The sequence below is a fragment of the Rhizobium sp. R693 genome (assembly GCF_002211315.1).
Taxonomy (GTDB): Bacteria; Pseudomonadota; Alphaproteobacteria; order Rhizobiales; family Rhizobiaceae; genus Rhizobium.
Genome location: NZ_LOKY01000046.1, coordinates 154052 through 169877 on the forward strand (window position 1 = coordinate 154052; position 15826 = coordinate 169877).

General features: G+C 59.8%; 16 protein-coding genes. 11 read left to right on the forward strand and 5 right to left on the reverse strand.

What is annotated here, in order from left to right:
* The first annotated feature begins 87 nt into the window (after positions 1 to 87).
* The 3 genes from ATY79_RS25360 to ATY79_RS25370 are packed head-to-tail and all read left to right on the forward strand — an operon-like array spanning position 88 to position 2121.
* Positions 88 to 627 carry a sigma-70 family RNA polymerase sigma factor gene (locus ATY79_RS25360; RefSeq protein ID WP_088705258.1) on the forward strand — a complete coding sequence of 180 codons (540 nt, stop codon included), beginning with the start codon at positions 88 to 90 and terminating at the stop codon, positions 625 to 627.
* On the forward strand, positions 614 to 1381 hold the full coding sequence (locus tag ATY79_RS25365; RefSeq protein WP_088705259.1) for an anti-sigma factor: 768 nt from the start codon (positions 614 to 616) through the stop codon (positions 1379 to 1381). The genes ATY79_RS25360 and ATY79_RS25365 overlap by 14 nt, the downstream gene beginning before the upstream one ends.
* 23 nt (positions 1382 to 1404) lie before the next feature.
* Positions 1405 to 2121 carry a Bax inhibitor-1/YccA family protein gene (locus ATY79_RS25370; protein ID WP_088705260.1) on the forward strand — a complete coding sequence of 239 codons (717 nt, stop codon included), beginning with the start codon at positions 1405 to 1407 and terminating at the stop codon, positions 2119 to 2121.
* 135 nt (positions 2122 to 2256) lie between these two features.
* Here ATY79_RS25370 and ATY79_RS25375 read toward each other — a convergent pair whose 3' ends face one another.
* From ATY79_RS25375 to repA, 3 genes are all read right to left on the reverse strand, one after another.
* Positions 2257 to 3381 carry an RHE_PE00001 family protein gene (locus tag ATY79_RS25375; protein WP_088705261.1) on the reverse strand — a complete coding sequence of 375 codons (1125 nt, stop codon included), beginning with the start codon at positions 3379 to 3381 and terminating at the stop codon, positions 2257 to 2259.
* A 157-nt stretch (positions 3382 to 3538) separates the two neighbouring features.
* The gene (repB, locus tag ATY79_RS25380; RefSeq protein WP_088705416.1) at positions 3539 to 4522 is read right to left on the reverse strand and encodes a plasmid partitioning protein RepB; all 984 of its coding nucleotides are present in this window, start codon (positions 4520 to 4522) and stop codon (positions 3539 to 3541) included.
* A complete protein-coding gene (gene repA / locus ATY79_RS25385) occupies positions 4519 to 5715 on the reverse strand; it encodes a plasmid partitioning protein RepA (protein ID WP_088705262.1) in 1197 nt (398 codons plus the stop codon). The genes repB and repA overlap by 4 nt, the downstream gene beginning before the upstream one ends.
* A 196-nt stretch (positions 5716 to 5911) precedes the next feature.
* Between repA and cobF the strand changes: the two genes are divergently transcribed.
* From cobF to ATY79_RS25410, 5 genes are all read left to right on the forward strand, one after another.
* Complete coding sequence (gene cobF / locus ATY79_RS25390) at positions 5912 to 6679, forward strand: precorrin-6A synthase (deacetylating) (protein WP_088705417.1); 768 nt, start codon at positions 5912 to 5914, stop codon at positions 6677 to 6679.
* Between the two features lie 67 nt (positions 6680 to 6746).
* Positions 6747 to 8108: a precorrin-3B synthase gene (cobG, locus tag ATY79_RS25395; RefSeq protein WP_088705263.1), complete on the forward strand. Its 1362-nt coding sequence runs from the start codon at positions 6747 to 6749 to the stop codon at positions 8106 to 8108.
* Positions 8109 to 8110: 2 nt separating this feature from the next.
* The gene (locus ATY79_RS25400) at positions 8111 to 8743 is read left to right on the forward strand and encodes a precorrin-8X methylmutase (RefSeq protein ID WP_088693959.1); all 633 of its coding nucleotides are present in this window, start codon (positions 8111 to 8113) and stop codon (positions 8741 to 8743) included.
* Positions 8740 to 9471, forward strand: a complete 732-nt coding sequence (locus ATY79_RS25405; RefSeq protein ID WP_088705264.1) for a precorrin-2 C(20)-methyltransferase — start codon at positions 8740 to 8742, stop codon at positions 9469 to 9471. Before ATY79_RS25400 ends, ATY79_RS25405 begins: the two co-directional genes overlap by 4 nt.
* Positions 9468 to 10232 (forward strand): precorrin-3B C(17)-methyltransferase, encoded by a 765-nt coding sequence (locus ATY79_RS25410; protein ID WP_088705265.1) that lies wholly within the window; start codon positions 9468 to 9470, stop codon positions 10230 to 10232. Before ATY79_RS25405 ends, ATY79_RS25410 begins: the two co-directional genes overlap by 4 nt.
* Here ATY79_RS25410 and ATY79_RS25415 read toward each other — a convergent pair.
* Positions 10196 to 10966, reverse strand: coding sequence for a cobalt-precorrin-6A reductase (locus ATY79_RS25415; protein WP_088705266.1), 771 nt, complete (start codon positions 10964 to 10966; stop codon positions 10196 to 10198). The two genes, ATY79_RS25410 and ATY79_RS25415, sit on opposite strands and share 37 nt — an antisense overlap.
* Between ATY79_RS25415 and cbiE the strand changes: the two genes are divergently transcribed.
* Positions 10965 to 12197: a precorrin-6y C5,15-methyltransferase (decarboxylating) subunit CbiE gene (gene cbiE, locus ATY79_RS25420; RefSeq protein WP_088705267.1), complete on the forward strand. Its 1233-nt coding sequence runs from the start codon at positions 10965 to 10967 to the stop codon at positions 12195 to 12197. The two genes, ATY79_RS25415 and cbiE, sit on opposite strands and share 2 nt — an antisense overlap.
* 10 nt (positions 12198 to 12207) lie before the next feature.
* Positions 12208 to 12969, forward strand: a complete 762-nt coding sequence (cobM, locus tag ATY79_RS25425; protein ID WP_088705268.1) for a precorrin-4 C(11)-methyltransferase — start codon at positions 12208 to 12210, stop codon at positions 12967 to 12969.
* Between the two features lie 12 nt (positions 12970 to 12981).
* Here the strand turns inward: cobM and ATY79_RS25430 are convergent, their stop codons facing one another.
* Entirely contained in the window at positions 12982 to 13794 is an 813-nt protein-coding gene (locus ATY79_RS25430; protein ID WP_088705269.1) for a TIM barrel protein, read from the reverse strand.
* Between the two features lie 653 nt (positions 13795 to 14447).
* Between ATY79_RS25430 and ATY79_RS25435 the strand changes: the two genes are divergently transcribed.
* Positions 14448 to 15224 (forward strand): response regulator transcription factor, encoded by a 777-nt coding sequence (locus ATY79_RS25435; protein ID WP_088705270.1) that lies wholly within the window; start codon positions 14448 to 14450, stop codon positions 15222 to 15224.
* Positions 15225 to 15826: the final 602 nt, after the last annotated feature.

Genomic DNA, 15826 nt, shown 5'->3' on the forward strand with positions numbered 1-15826 from the left:
GGCCTTCGCCGACTGTCGGGACCGAGGTTCGATCGGTTTTTTCGAGATGGCTGGAATAAATACACGCGCACATCCGTATACTAAGTCATGGAACGGAAAGAACGCTCATTCGATGTCATCAGCCAGCTCGCAGCGCTCCGGCGTTATGCGCGCTCGCTCGTGCGCAATGCGGATGATGCGGAAGACCTCGTTCACGACGCATTGCTGCGGGCCTACGAGAAAAAGCAGAGCTTCCGCCGTGGCGGCAACCTGCGCACCTGGCTTTTATCGATCATGCACAATACGCACATCGATCGCCTCCGCCACGACCGATCCTTGGCGCGCCGGCACGACGACGCAGCCGTTCAGACGGAACAGTCGCTGCAGGCTGGCCAGGAACACGCCGTTCGTCTCCAGCAAGTGCGAGATGCATTCTTCCGTCTCCCGGAGGAACAGCGCGAGGCGCTGCATCTCGTCGCAATCGAGGATCTCTCCTATCAGGAGGCGGCATCGGCTCTCGGGATCCCGATCGGCACCTTGATGTCGCGCATTTCGCGCGCCCGCGTCCAGCTTCGCGACTTCGAAGAGAAGGCACCGCGCGCTGCGCAGCTGAGGCTAGTCGGAGGGAACGGCAATGAAGGCAATTGATCCTATCATAGACGCTGATCTCGATGCTTACGTCGACGGCGAACTCGACGTGGCGCGCCGCATTGAGGTCGAATCCTTCCTTTCAGAGAACCCAGCGATTGCCGCAAAGGTCATGGCCGACCTCAGTATCAGGGGTGAGTTGCGCCTTGCACTTGCCAGCGAAAGCGCATTTGGTCGCCCGGAGGCGCGTGACGCAGCTCGACGCCTCGAGCGTGGTCTCACCTACGGAAGCATCTTCCATTCGATGCAGCGGATTGCGGCTGTCGGCGTTCTTATCGCTGCAGGCTGGGTCGCGCATACTTCCTTCGGCGCATTTACGGCAACCGAGGTTGCCGCTTCGGTGCCGGCGCCGCCCTATGTCGAAGATGCGGTGCGCGCTTATCACACGGCAATGCTGCGCCAGTCCGTGCCGTCCCAGCCAGTTGCAACCTACAAGGCGGAGGACATTCGCGCAGCGACGGCAATTGTCATGCCGCAACTGCCTGAAGACTGGAAGATTTCCGATGTGCAGATTTTCCCGTCCGAGTTCGGCCCGAGCGTCGAGATGGCCATCAAGACGTCGCAGGACAAGCAAATCTCGCTGTTTGCCGTACGCCCGGGTGCATTCGCCGTGCAGTCCGTCAAGCATGTCGCGCTCGACAGGGCTGAGGCAGCCTACTGGCAGATCGGCGATGTAGCCTATGCGCTTGTGGCCGGCGATCGCGACATAAATCTGGATACGCAAGCCGATCGGCTTGCCCGCACGCTCTACTAGTTCGTTCAACCGAGGAGATCAGTATGAACCCGACCAATCCGCGTTTTGGCTACGGCTCGGCCGCCGGCGCCCAGGCGCTTTTCGACGAGGGCCTGCGTCAGCATATGCTGCGCGTCTATAACTACATGGGCCTTGGCCTCGTCATCACGGGCATCGTCGCATTTGTCGTCGGTAGCACGCCGGCGCTCTACGTGCCGATCTTCCAGTCCCCGCTGAAGTGGGTGGTGATGCTGGCGCCGCTCGCCTTCGTCTTCTTCTTCTCATTCAAGATCCAGACAATGTCGGCTAGCGCTGCACAGATGACCTTCTGGGCCTTCTGCGCGGTCATGGGCCTGTCGCTCGCATCCGTCTTCCTGGTGTTTACGGGCACGAGCATTGCACGCACCTTCTTCATCGCCGCGACCATGTTCGGCTCGACCAGCCTCTACGGCTATGTGACCAAGCAGGATCTCTCGCGCTTCGGCTCGTTTCTGATGATGGGTCTGATTGGCGTCGTCATCGCGAGCATCGTCAACATCTTCCTTGGCTCGAGCGCGCTGCAGTTCGCGATTTCGGTGATCGGTATCCTCGTCTTCGTCGGCCTGACGGCCTATGACACGCAAAACATCAAGGAACAATATTCGGAGAATTACGATCAGGAATCGAACCAGAAGCTTGCCGTCTTCGGCGCGCTGTCGCTCTACCTGAACTTCGTCAACATCTTCCAGCTTCTGCTCAATTTCACGGGCGAGCGGGAATAGGAACAAGCGCTTCTGGGGGCAATGGAAGCGCTGAGGGCGCCCGGTCGGCACTCTGTGACAGGATGCGCAGATCGGGTGCCCACTCAACGAAAGCGGCTGGGTCACCACACCCGGCCGCTTTCGTTTAGATCCCCATCAGATGATACCCCAGGCGCGGTAGCGCCCTCGCCCGGTGATTTCCCGGATGCCGATGTCGTTCAGCAGATTGAGCGCGCCGCGGCTCGTTACCCGCAACTCGCGGGCCACCATTGCCGAAGACACCATCGGCCGCGACAGAACAAAGTCCGCAAGCTGCGGCAGGCTGCTGTTCGAGCGGCGATCCCTGAAGCGGATTTCCATTTGCGTGCGCGCCAGCGAAAGACGGTCCATTTCCTTCAGTCCGGCGGCCGCGCTTTCGACCATGGCCTCAAGAAACGCCTGCAACCGCGTCAGCCGGTCGCGCGCACGCCGCCGCTCATGACGTATTGTCTTGAGGCCGGCATAGAAGGCAAAAAGATGTGACGTGACCTTGCCACGCGCGCGCAGATAGCTGGCAACGAGGAGACCTCCGAGCCAATGCTGTCGACGAAGGGGCTCGATCCTCTCCCAGGCATCAAAGATCAGAGCTGCGCCAAGCGTGGCGGGCAAGCCGTCGGCGATCACAACAGTCTTGCGCCATGCGCGCAAGCGCGACGGCTCGTCCCATTCCTCGTCATCGAACAGGCCGAGAGGATCCTCGCTCCGTTTTTCGCGAACCGGGTCTGTCGTCTCATGCAACTCCAGCACATCGAGACGGCTATGGCTATCCAACAGCCGCTGCGACCTCTCCAGGATCGCATCGATCTCGGCCAGCTCAGCCGACAGAGGACCATCGTCTGCATCCTCATCGACCATAATCTTTGCGCTTTTGATCTCGAGGGCTGCCCCCTCCCCTTCCATGCCGCCTGCCAGAGCTGACAGCCCTGAGGGAGCGAGTGCCCAGTCCGGCGCCGCCGCCCAGATGCGCCGTCGCACCCGCAGGATTAAATGGGCTATCGTCAGTTCGTGGCTTGGCGTGCGGCTATCCATGCGGGCGTCATGCAGAACGAGGTCTTCGACGTGGACCAACTCACCGGCGACCCAGAGGGCTCCGATCGCATCGAAGAAATGCCTGCGCTCGGCAAAGCCTTCCGCGACCGCTATGCGTGCCGCCCGCTCATCCAGCCTTGCCAAGCCATCTTCGGCCTCGACAATCGTCGGCAACAGGCTGACCAGCAATGGACTGTCGATTTCATAGCGCATTGTTAGCTATTTCGATTTCCCAGCAACGGAACTCAAATCACGCTTAACTTCCGCCATGTATGGCATGATTGGTCTGCGCATTCAAACGCCGGTGGCTAAAAATCAAATGGCACCATAGACCTGTCAGTCGAAAGCGAATCTCAGTTGGCTGCAGACACTATCTCCCAGCCTTGAACGCGTCGTAGAGGTCGTCGAGGCGGCGCGAGATGTAGTCTCCAAACTCCGCTGCATCACCCGTTTTTAGTGCGATGGTGAAAGAGCCGCCTTTGTTGCGGATGCGGCCTCTGACCTTACCGGCTCCCTTCGGAACCCATTCATACTCGCTCGCCGCCTGCCTGTCCGGCTTCCTCGCCAGTTCGGCGACAACGAGTTCGAAGCGCCGATCGCTGTCCTGGGCGATGAAGTCAGCCGAGCCAAGCAGATCCCGCAGGCGGGACGCAGTCGCGTTTGTCCAGTCCTGCGCGAGCGCAATCCACTTGCGGCGTCCAGCGGAAGGCGCCGCACCGATCGCCGTAATCGCGTCCATCGGTATGCTTCTGGCAACCGAAATCAGCTTCGACAATTCAGTCTTGTCCGTCGAAAGCGCCTTCATGATAACGGTTCGCTCGAAACCCTTGCTCTCGAGATTGAAGGCAAACACGGCCCGTTCAATATACGACAAGTTGCGCCTTGCAGAATTCTCGATGCCTTGCGCAATGACGACGTCGACATCATCAAGCTTCCGGATGATCGCCTGGACCTTGCGCCCAAGCAGCCGCAGTGCCTGAAGCCGCCGGTGCCCATAGACGACCTGGTAGCGCGTGGCGTCCATCGGATGCTGCCGAACGAGAATAGGGACCTCCTGCCCATTCTCCTCGATTGACCGCACCAGCTCGTCGGCAAGATCCTGCGGCAACTCGGCCAGCCGATCCCTGACGAAGGACATGTCTATGAGATCAGGATCGAGTTCAACAATGCGCTCGCCGGACAGCAGCGCCTCCTGCATCGCCCTGCTCTCTTCTTCCATGCGCCCGAGCGTCAGCGCCATCGAACGGACCGGACCGGCCGGGCCGCGCACCGGGGCGCCATCTTCCGAGTTGGCCGCGGCCAACTCCTGCGCGGTATCGTCGAACAGCCCCTTCAATCGATCCCGTCTGCTCATGTCCGGCCCCATGCCTTGTGAATCCCTGCCAGCACCTCGCCATTCGCGGCGTTGACCGATTCCAACGCGCGGTCGTAGGTCGAACGCCGAACCTGGCCTCTTTCAATCTCGTAGAGTGACTGTTTCGTCAGGCCGGCATCGGCGATCGCCGTGGACTTGAGGATGGTCGCCGTCAGGACGTCGTCGCTGAAAAGGTTGCGCAGGAGGGCAACGATCTGCGACTGCGGCGCGTCGAACGGTTCGTGGCGCGTGACGACATACTTGATGAAATCGTGCTGCAGGTCACCGCCAGCCTTGCGCACGACCGATAGCAAATCGGAAGTCATCAGCAGGAACTGCGACATTGATGCGACGTCAACCATCTGCGGGTGAATCGTAATCAGAAGCGATGTCGCCGCACAAACGGCGCCGAGTGTCAGATATCCGAGTTGCGGCGGACAATCGATAACGACAATATCGTAGTTGGCCTCGACCTCGGAGATGGCAACCCCAACGCGCCGGAAGAACACCTCCCCCGTCCGCTGGCGATCTGAAAGTGCGCGCGGCGTCTCGTGTTCGAATTCCATCAGTTCGAGATTTCCCGGCACGAGGTCGAGTCCGTCGAAATAGGTCTTGCGTACCACGTCCTTCAGCGAGCGGCGGCTCGTATCGTAGCGGATCGCCCCGTAAAGCGTATCCCCGTCGCCCAGATCGAACTCGGGCTGAACGCCGAGCATCGACGACAGCGAGGCCTGCGGATCGAGATCGATTGCCAGGACACGGTAGCCGTTCAGCGCCAGATACTGAGCGAGGTAGAGCGTTGTCGTGGTCTTTGCCGAGCCGCCCTTGAAATTCGTCACCGCGACCGTTTGCAGTTTTTCGCCTGGCCTGCGCCGTGGAAGGTAGGAAAGTGCATCCTTCGGCTTTATCCGCGCCATATGGTGCCGCAACTCGTTGATCTGACCGAGCGTATAGGAACGCCGGCCATTCAGCGAAACCTCCGGCTGCGGTCCCTTGCCATCGAGCGACAGCTGGCGCAGGTATCCGTCGGATACGCCGATCATCTGCGCGGCTTCCCCGGATGTGAACGTCCGCAATGTCTTCTGTGACAGTGGCGGAAAGAGCTTCTCGCGAAGAAGCTTCAGCTGACGCGATAGTTGGTGGGCGTGCCGCTCGATGCGCACGTCCGTCGTCGATACGCTAATGTTGTCCAAAACACCCGACCCTCATCAATGCGCTTTTCTGTCAACTTCACGCTAAAAAGCGTATCGAAGATGCCATGATTCGCGAATCGCGACAACAACAGCCATGCTCGCATTGGCAAAGTTGGCCGCGGCCAACATCTTGCCTTGGCCCTTGCAGAGATCGCCCGGCTACGCCAGAAACGATCAGAGCAGCAGAGGAAAAGACGTGCGTCATATCCACATCATCGGCATCGGGACGGGCAATCCCGAGCAACTGACTGTCCAGGCGATCAACGCAATGAACGCCGTGGATGCCATTTTCATTCCGACCAAAGGAACCGAGAAAGACGGACTTGCAGCTGTCCGCCGAGAAATCTGCAGCCGCTACGTTGCAAACAACACCACCAAGATCATCGAGTTTGCGGTTCCGAAGCGCGCCGCCGCTGAGCGGACCTATCTGGAGAGCGTGGATGAATGGCATGCCGCCATTGCCAGGACCTACGCCAATCTCATCGCAGATCTGCCGGATGCCGGTGCGGCTGCTTTCCTCGTCTGGGGCGATCCCAGCCTCTATGACAGCACCATCCGCGTTCTCGAGCGCGCCCGACAAGCTAGCGGACTTGACTTCGAGTTCAGTGTCATTCCGGGCATTACGAGCGTTCAAGCGCTTGCCGCAAGCCACCGTATTCCCATCAACCTCGTTGGAAAGCCCCTTGAAATCACGACCGGTCGACGCCTCCTCGCGAAAGGCAATCAGGCGACAAGCACGATCGTGATGCTTGATGGCGAGACCGCTTTTTCGAAGATCCATGACCCTGACGCGGAGATCTTCTGGGGTGCTTACCTCGGAACCCCGGACGAGATCACGCGCGCCGGACGGCTGGCTGACGTTGCGGACGAGATTGTCAGGCTCCGGGCTGAGGCACGGGCACGTCACGGCTGGATCATGGACATCTATCTCCTGCGCAAAGGGCATGATTTCGACGATCTTTGACTTGGATCATGGTTTTGCGCTGATCGCGCCGATCCTGTAATGACGTGATCAAAGGGAAGCGGTAACGATGGCATTTGGTGAGCAGACGGGGCGCAGCGCAAGGGAGGAGGCACGCTCAGCCTTTATGCGTCGTGGCGCCTGTCCAACGCTCGTTCAACCCATGCGAACAGGCGACGGTCTTTTGGCACGGCTGCGGCCCACTGGTGGTATTTTTTCCATCCGGCAATTCATCCAGCTGGCCGAAGCCGCGCAAAGACACGGAAATGGAACCCTCGAGATCACGGCGCGCGGCAGCCTGCAGATCCGCGGCCTCCAGGGAGAGACCGTCCAACCGCTTGCTGCAGATCTCGACGCTGCCGGCATCTCGGTTCCCGCGGGCCCTATCATCGAACTTTCGCCGCTGCATGGCATCACACCTGACGAGATCGGAAATCCTCTTGAGATTGAAGCGCGGCTGCGCGAAAAGTTCGCCGCGGAGCTTCTTTCACCCCTGCTGGCCCCGAAGTTGTCAATTCTGATCGATGGCGGCGACAGCTACGGCCTTGCTGCTGTCACCGGCGACATCCGTGTGACCGCAGTCTCCCGTGGCGTCTGGCGGGTCGCTGTTAACGGCGATGAACAAACGGCCTTGCCCTTGCTGACGGGAAGCGCAGATGCGGCGGTTCACGCAATAGGAGATCTGCTTCATCTGCTTGTTTCGCTTGGCCAACACAAGCGCTGCCGCGATATCGAACGCAGGCGTCTGCTGGCTGTTTTCCCGTCGATGGAGGGGGTGCTTGCAACAGCGCCCGAGCGCAAAGGTCCCTTGGTCGGCACCCTCGCCCTGGCCAACGGTTCCGCGATTCTTGGCGTAAGGCCTCGCTTCGGGCAACTACAGGCCGCCGAGCTTATCGCATTTTTGGCCGCAGCCGAAGCGCTCGGTGCAACGCAAGTCAGGCCAAGCCCCGGACGTATTTTCTTTCTGGCGGGGCTCCATTCTCAATCAGCCGCGAGCCTTACGGACATAGCAGCCGGATACGGTCTGTCCGCCGACATCGATGATGCTGCGGCGCATATCGCTGCCTGTGCCGGCGCCGGTGCCTGCGCTTCAGGTCAATTTCAGACCAAGGCTCGCGCCGAGAGGTTGGTCGCCATTGCTGGCGAGTTGCTGGACGGATCGATGGTTGTTCACCTGTCAGGCTGCGCCAAGGGCTGCGCCCATTCGAGACGCACCCTTTCCATTGTCGGTACTGACGAGGGCTACAATCTCATACTGGACGGGGTCGCGTCGGACACTCCCGATGCACAGTTTGCTAGCGGCGGCATCAATTCCGCTATAGAGAAGCTCGCTCGCTTCATCAAAAACGAGAGACAAGCTGGCGAATCGACTGCTGCCTGCCTTAGACGGTTCGGCAAAGACGACGTCATAAAGGCGATGCGACAGGAATAGGAATGCCTGACTACGACTATATTCACAGCGGGGACGCAATATACGAGCGATCCTTTGCGATCATCCGCAGCGAAGCCGACCTTTCACGGTTTTCCGTTGAAGAGGCCGATATTGCCGTGCGTATGATCCACGCATGCGGGCTTGTTGAAGCGGCAGAGCATTTCGTGTTTTCGCCCGGCTTCGTCAGCGCTGCGCGCGCAGCCTTAAGCGATGGTGCGCCGATCTTTTGCGACGCGGAAATGGTGGCGCACGGTGTCACGCGCACGCGCTTGCCGGCGCACAACGACGTGCTCTGCACATTGCACGATCCGCGCACGGCCGAGCTTGCAAAGCAGAGTGGCAACACTCGCTCGGCAGCAGCGCTCCACCTTTGGCTGGAGCGGATCGCAGGCAGCGTCGTTGCCATCGGCAATGCTCCGACAGCCCTCTTCCATCTGCTTGAACTGCTGCGAGACGGCGCTGCGAAACCGGCAGCGATCATCGGCATGCCCGTTGGCTTCGTAGGCGCAGCGGAATCGAAAGATGCGCTGGCGGAAAACCCCTACGGCGTGCCGTTTGCTATCGTGCGCGGCCGCCTCGGCGGCAGCGCCATGACGGCAGCCGCCCTCAACGCTCTTGCAAGGCCAGGCCTATGAAGAATTCCGGCCGTCTTATTGGCGTTGGCACGGGTCCCGGCGACCCCGAACTTCTGACGGTCAAGGCCGTCAAGGCGATCGAGACAGCACAAGTCATTGCCTACTTTGCCAAGCAGGGCAGGGGCGGAAACGGCAAGGCGATCGTCGAGCATCTGTTGAACGCAGAAAAGACCCTGTTGCCACTATATTATCCGGTGACAACCGAGATTGAAAAAACGGACGAGGCCTACCGGAGCCAGATTACCGCCTTCTACGATCAATCGGCGGCCGCAGTGGCCGCACAGTTGGAGAACGGTCGTAGCGTGGCTGTGCTGAGCGAGGGCGACCCGCTGTTTTACGGCTCCTACATGCATCTGCATGTCCGCCTGGCGAACCGCTATCCAACCGAGGTCATCCCCGGAATCAGCGCCATGTCTGGATGTTGGTCGCTCGCCGGCATTCCAATCGTCCAGGGAGATGATGTCCTCAGCGTACTGCCCGGTACGATGGCCGAGGCTGAGCTGCAACGCCGACTATCGGACACCCAGGCGGCTGTGATTATGAAGGTGGGGCGCAATCTTCCGAAGATCCGCCGCGCGCTGGAGGCATCCGGGCGCCTCGCCGAGGCCGTCTACGTGGAGCGCGGCACAATGGCCAATGCGGTGACGACAAAACTTTCCGACCGCCCCGAGGGTGAGGCACCATACTTTTCGCTGGTGCTCGTGCCTGGTTGGGAGGCTGCCCGATGAGCGGGAAGCTGTTCGTGATCGGGACGGGACCGGGCAAACCGGAACAGATGACACCGGAGGCTGCTGCCGCTGTCTCCCTGGCAACAGAGTTTTATGGGTATGGACCCTATCTCGATCGGCTGAACCTCAGATCTGATCAGCGGCGACAGGCTTCCGACAACCGAGAGGAACTCGATCGAGCATCGGCTGCTCTGCGTGCTGCAGCAACCGGTGCGACCGTGTGCGTCGTTTCGGGTGGGGACCCCGGCGTCTTTGCGATGGCAGCAGCCGTTTGCGAGGCCATTGATAACGGTCCACAAGAATGGCGCGAAGTTGATCTGGCGGTGCTGCCGGGGATTACGGCCATGCTTGCAGTCGCCGCCCGCATCGGCGCGCCACTTGGCCACGACTTCTGCGCCATTTCTCTTTCTGACAACCTAAAGCCTTGGAATATCATAGAAAATAGACTATCCATGGCTGCACGCGCGGGCTTCGTCATCGCGCTCTACAACCCGATCAGCAAGGCGCGCCCCTGGCAATTGGGTAAAGCCTTCGAATTGCTGCGCTCGGACCTGCCTGCAACAACGCCCGTAATATTCGGCAGAGCGGCAGGACGCCCGGACGAGCGCATCGAGATCCAATCGCTCGGAAAAGCCGACGCCGCGACTGCGGATATGGCAACCTGCGTCATCATTGGCTCGCCCGAGACAAGAGTGATCGCCCGAGACGGCAAGCCGGACCTCGTCTACACGCCCCGGTTCATCGCAGGGGGAAACAGGTGATCGATCGCCACCAGCATCGCTTCGATCGTTGTGACCGTCTGCATGGCAGCGGCAGGCGCCCGAGCGACCATGATCACCTCGATACCCAGCCGGCGTGCCGCTTGGATCTTCGCATAGGTCGCCGAGCCGCCGCTGTTCTTGGTCACCAGGGCGTCGATGCGATAGGCGCGAAACAGCGAGGCTTCGCTTTCGACATCGTAAGGGCCGCGATCGAGGACCATGTGAACCTCGGGGAGGTCAAGCGGCGGCTCGACAGGATCGATGCTGCGCACGAGATAGAAGTGCTGGGGAGCGACTTCAGCGCGATGCGCTTCCTGCCGACCAATCGCCAGGAAAACCCGGCGAGGGGAGGGGCCGAGCGTCTCGATCGCTTCCGTGATGGTCGTAACACGCGTCCACCGATCGCCTGGTTCGGCGAGCCATTCTGGCCGGCGCAGCGCGAATGTGGGAATGCCGACCGCCGCCGAGGCCTCGCATGCATTTCTGGAGATGCGAGATGCAAACGGATGTGTTGCGTCGATCATAAGGTCGAAGCGACCGTCACGCAGAAACGCGGCCAGTCCCTCGGCACCGCCAAAGCCGCCGATGCGAACAGGAACCGGCTGGTCGGACGGTATTTCCGTTCGTCCGGCGAGCGAGTACAAGACGTCGTACCGGTCGTTGTCAGCAAGCGCTTCAGCAAGGGCGCGCGCTTCGCCAGTGCCACCCAGTATCAGGATGCGGATTTTGCCCATGTCTGATACGCCCTTTGCTCCCAGCCAACGCTGGCTGACTATTATCGGCATCGGCGAAGACGGTCCAGACGGGTTGGGTGACGAGGCGAAACGGCTAATTGCAGCCGCGACTGTCGTCTTCGGCGGCCGGCGGCATCATGAGCTTGCAGCAATGATCACCACGGCCAAGAGGCTCGCCTGGGAAAGCCCTTTCGAGAAGTCGGTCGAAGCGGTCGTCGCGCACCGGGGCTCTCCGGTCGTCGTCCTCGCCTCAGGCGATCCGTTTCTCTACGGCGTCGGCGCAACACTGTCCCGGCATATTGACGCGACCGAAATGCATGTCATCCCTGCCCCATCCTCGTTCAGCCTGGCCGCATCGCGTCTTTGCTGGCCGCTGCAAGAGGCGATCAGCATGTCGCTGCACGGCCGCCCGTTGGACCTGATCCGGCCGCACCTGCATCATGGCCGGCGCATCATCGCATTGACGTCGGACGGCGAGACACCGGGCCAGCTCGCGGAGCTCCTTTGCATTGCCGGCTTCGGTCAATCCCGATTGCACGTCCTTGAGGCGCTTGGCGGGGAGCGCGAACGAAAGCGTCATGCCTTGGCCGATCGCTTTGACCTTGTACAGATAGACCCGCTGAATGTCTGCGCGATCGAGGTCGTGGCAGGAAAGGGGGCGCGAACGATTGCCTTCACGCCGGGGCTCGATGACGCCCTCTTCGAACATGATGGCCAGATCACCAAGCAGGAGGTCCGTGCGGTGACGCTTGCCGCATTGGCCCCGCGCCATGGCGAATTGCTCTGGGACATCGGCGCGGGCTCCGGCTCGATCGGCATCGAGTGGATGTTGGCCGACCCATCTTTGCGTGCAATCGCCATCGAGCAATCGAGCGAGCGGGCCGCGCGCATTGCAGGAAATGCGCTTGCCTTCGGTGTCCCCGGACTCGCAATCGTGGCGGGCCAGGCCCCGGAAGCGCTTTTGAACCTGCCCGAGCCCGACGCGATCTTTGTCGGCGGTGGCGGCAGCGACGCAGGGGTGCTTGATGAAGCGCTCCAGGCCCTGAAGAGGGGAGGGCGCATCGTTGCCAACGCCGTCACGCTTGAGATGGAGGCAATGTTGCTTTTTCTGTATCGGCAGCATGGCGGCACGTTGACACGGATTGACATCACACGCGCAGCCCCCCTTGGCGGCATGAATGGCTGGCGTCCGGCCATGCCCGTCACGCAGTGGTGCTATATAAAGAAGTGAGACAAAGCAGATGACGACAGTGCATTTCATCGGCGCGGGGCCGGGTGCGGCCGATCTGATCACGGTGCGCGGCCGCGATCTCATCGCCAAGTGCCCCGTGTGTCTGTATGCGGGCTCGATCGTGTCCCTGGAACTTTTGCAATACTGCCCGCCCGATGCGCGCATTGTCGATACGGCACCAATGTCGCTGGACGAGATCGAGGTCGAGTACCTGCGTGCCGCCGCAGCCGGCGATGACGTTGCGCGATTGCATTCGGGCGACCTTTCCATCTGGAGCGCCGTTGCCGAGCAAATCCGCCGGCTCAAAAAGCATAACATTGACTATACGATGACGCCCGGCGTACCTGCTTTTGCGGCAGCGGCGGCGACCCTTGGCAGGGAACTGACCATTCCGGCCGTCGCGCAAAGCCTGGTTCTCACACGCGTTTCGGGCCGTGCATCACCGATGCCGAACGATGAAGAATTGGCAAAATTTGGCGCGACGGGCTCAACACTGGCCATCCATCTCGCCATTCATGCGCTGGAACAGGTTGTTGCGGAATTGACGCCGCTCTATGGCACCGACTGCCCCGTCGCGATCGTCGCTAAGGCGTCCTGGCCGGATGAACGGATCATCCGGGGGACGCTTGGCGATATCGAGGCAAAGCTGATTGCCGAGCCCATCGAAAGAACGGCAATCATCTTCGTCGGCCCATCGCTTTCGGCCAGCGATTTTCGTGATAGTTCGCTCTATGATGCGGCCTACCAGCGTCGTTTTCGTGGCCGGGAATAGGGGCTAGGTGGTTCAGACCTGCGCCGAAAGGTAGTCCATGCTGGCACGCAGCGCGCTTGCAGGATCCTTGAGCTCGTGCACCTCGGCTGCGAACGGTTCAAAGGAGAACGGTCCGGCATAACCCGCCTCTATAAGGGCACGCATCTGCCCGGCATTGTCCAGACGATCATCCGCCGCCACCAGCACGCGGTGGGGATCGCGCATATCCGCAACGGAAACTGCTGGATCTGCGACACCCGAAATGTGGGCCAGCCCGGTGAGGTCGGGATAGAGTTGGGCTTCGCCGGCAAGATGATGATGGAAGGTGTCATGGACCAGCTTGAATGTCGATCGGCCCTCCACAGCCTCGATTGCTTCGACAGCCTCCGCCTTCGACCGTAGCGAGCAAATCTCGAAGCCCAACGGCTCGACAAGCCCTATGATCCCGGCGGCGTCGAGCATCGGCTTTAGTAGAGCCAAAGACTGGCGTAGCTTCTCCTGGCGCTCACCATCGGCTCGGCCGGTGCCGTCGTTCTTGGGAACAAGGACGAGCGCCTTGGCGCCACACGCTTTCGCATAGCTGATCAACGCCTGCGCCTCCTCGGCACGGGCGGCGTTCCATTCATTGAAGCGTTGCAGCGCGTTGATCGAGAGAATGGTCAACCCGTGATACCGGGCGGCCCGCGCGACCGCCTCCGGCGCGGTTCCATCAAGGATCGCATTGCTCGTGAGATCGTTGCGTATCTCGACTGCGTCGATGCCAAGCGAGGCGGCCAACGCAAAGAAGTCTTCAATCGGCAGCGCCGGCGCCGCCATATGGTTGAGGGCAAAACGAAGCGACGGCATTTCAGGTATCCTCCTAAGCCTTGAACATCTCGAAAGGGTGCTCTTGCCTTAGTTTCTTTACCCGACCTCCGGCTGCGATCCACCCTTTGCATATAGCCCACACCTTCATCCTTGAGAGAAAATCATCTCCTGATGATGTAACGACCTCATTGCGACGAAACGGAACGCAAAAAGCGGAACCGTTGCGACAGTAACGGCACCCTAGATGTCGACGCTGAAAGCGGCACAACTTACAGCATTGACTAAAATGAAATGCGCCCATTAGGCGCGATTTCATCGAAAAAGCCTAATTTCAATAACATCTGTAAGGAATTTTATTCCGACTTGCCTCATTTTTACTCGCTAGGTACCGATATACTTATTGTGGAGAGAAAATACATTCCGAGTTTCGCAAAAACGAAGCATGTTTTTATATACTATAAGCTTTCGCATTAACTGTCTGAAATATTTTTGTATTGCTTATTAGCAATCATGTATGTAGTTTCTTAATAAAGTAGAAACCATCCGCTCAGCAGACTTTTGATTGGACGTATGCAGTACTTCTACTTTGGAGGCATACTAAAGGGGATCATCAAATCGTTCTAGAGAAGTCGCAAGGTATTGCGCTCATTACGCACGACTATTCTCCAGAACCATAGAGGTATGAGGCTAGTATGAATTACGTACCTTCGGAATTTGAAAGCGGGCGAATACCACTGGGCACGCTTCGGCGTGAGATCGGTACATCGGGGGCAAAAACGGACTTCGAGCATTCTGACGGCGTCCAAGACGATGATCGCTGCGTGCTGATTGTCGACGCCAGAACCCTCGAACGCGAATGCCTTGCAACGACTTTGAAAGCGAATGGTCTCGGCATGGCTGCTCACGCCGTCGGCTCGATCGCAGAATGGCAGCGAAAGAGGGATACTTGCCGCCCCGTTGGCGCGGTACTTCTCAACATCGCCGGCCGGAAGGCCGATGAAGCCGCCCTGTCAGAAGAAATCGCGACGATCACCTCGGAACTTGCACCGGCTCCGGTTGTTATTCTGGCCGATGGCGACGACCTCGGCCAAACGCTGAAGATGCTCCAATACGGTGCTCGTGGTTTCATTCCGACATCTGTCGGAATTGAGGTGTGCGTCGAGGCAATTGCCCTGGCAGTTGCAGGCGGCACCTTTATTCTCGCGGGCAACAGCTTTTCCCCGACCGCAGCAGCAACGGTCGAGAGCAGCCAGCAGCAGCAACGACCGAAGGAGCTCACGCGCATCTTTACGCTGAGGCAAGCCGAGGTCGTACAGGCGCTTCGCAAGGGAAAGGCGAACAAAATCATCGCCTATGAACTCAATCTGCGCGAAAGCACGGTCAAGGTCCATATCCGGAACATTATGAAGAAGCTGAAAGCAACGAACCGGACGGAAGTTGCTTACAAGCTGAATGAAATGTTTCATTAAGGGCAGGCCGAGAGGCAGCTTGGCGATCAATAGTGAGCCGCGGCATTAGCTGCGGCTGGCTATTGGACCTGCGGCAAGAGTGCTCTTGTGGGAGCGAGACACGCAGGCAGAGGCGAATGCCATACCGATACAGCTTGCCTGCAGAAACGACGAATTTCCAATGAACCCAGCCGTGTCCGTCATGGTCCCGACCTGCAACAGGAGGGGTAGTCTTCCGGCTGCGGTCGCGAGGCTACCAGCGCAGCCCTGTCGGGGACATCGACGTTGTCATCGTAGACGACTGTTCCTTGGAGGCATTGCCTCGGAAGTCAGAGTTGGCTCGGTTTGTCTGAACAGGTCCGGGTCTTACGCTAAGTGGATTTCCGCCTCGAATATCCTGCCACCGTCCTTGGTGTCGGCTTGCTGAAACAAGCCCGATCGGCGTCTGCAGTCCATTTTGTCCGCAGCGCAGGCGACCAGTCGCTTTCGTGACGCCCGCAGCGTCCTGCAAGTCGAGCACTCTTCGTCGCGCGTGTGGCAACAGGCGAGGCTATTCGATCCGTTCTTCATCAAGGCCATCGGGCTGCCCTCGGGGCGGCGTTGCGCCCGGTCCGTCAGATTGT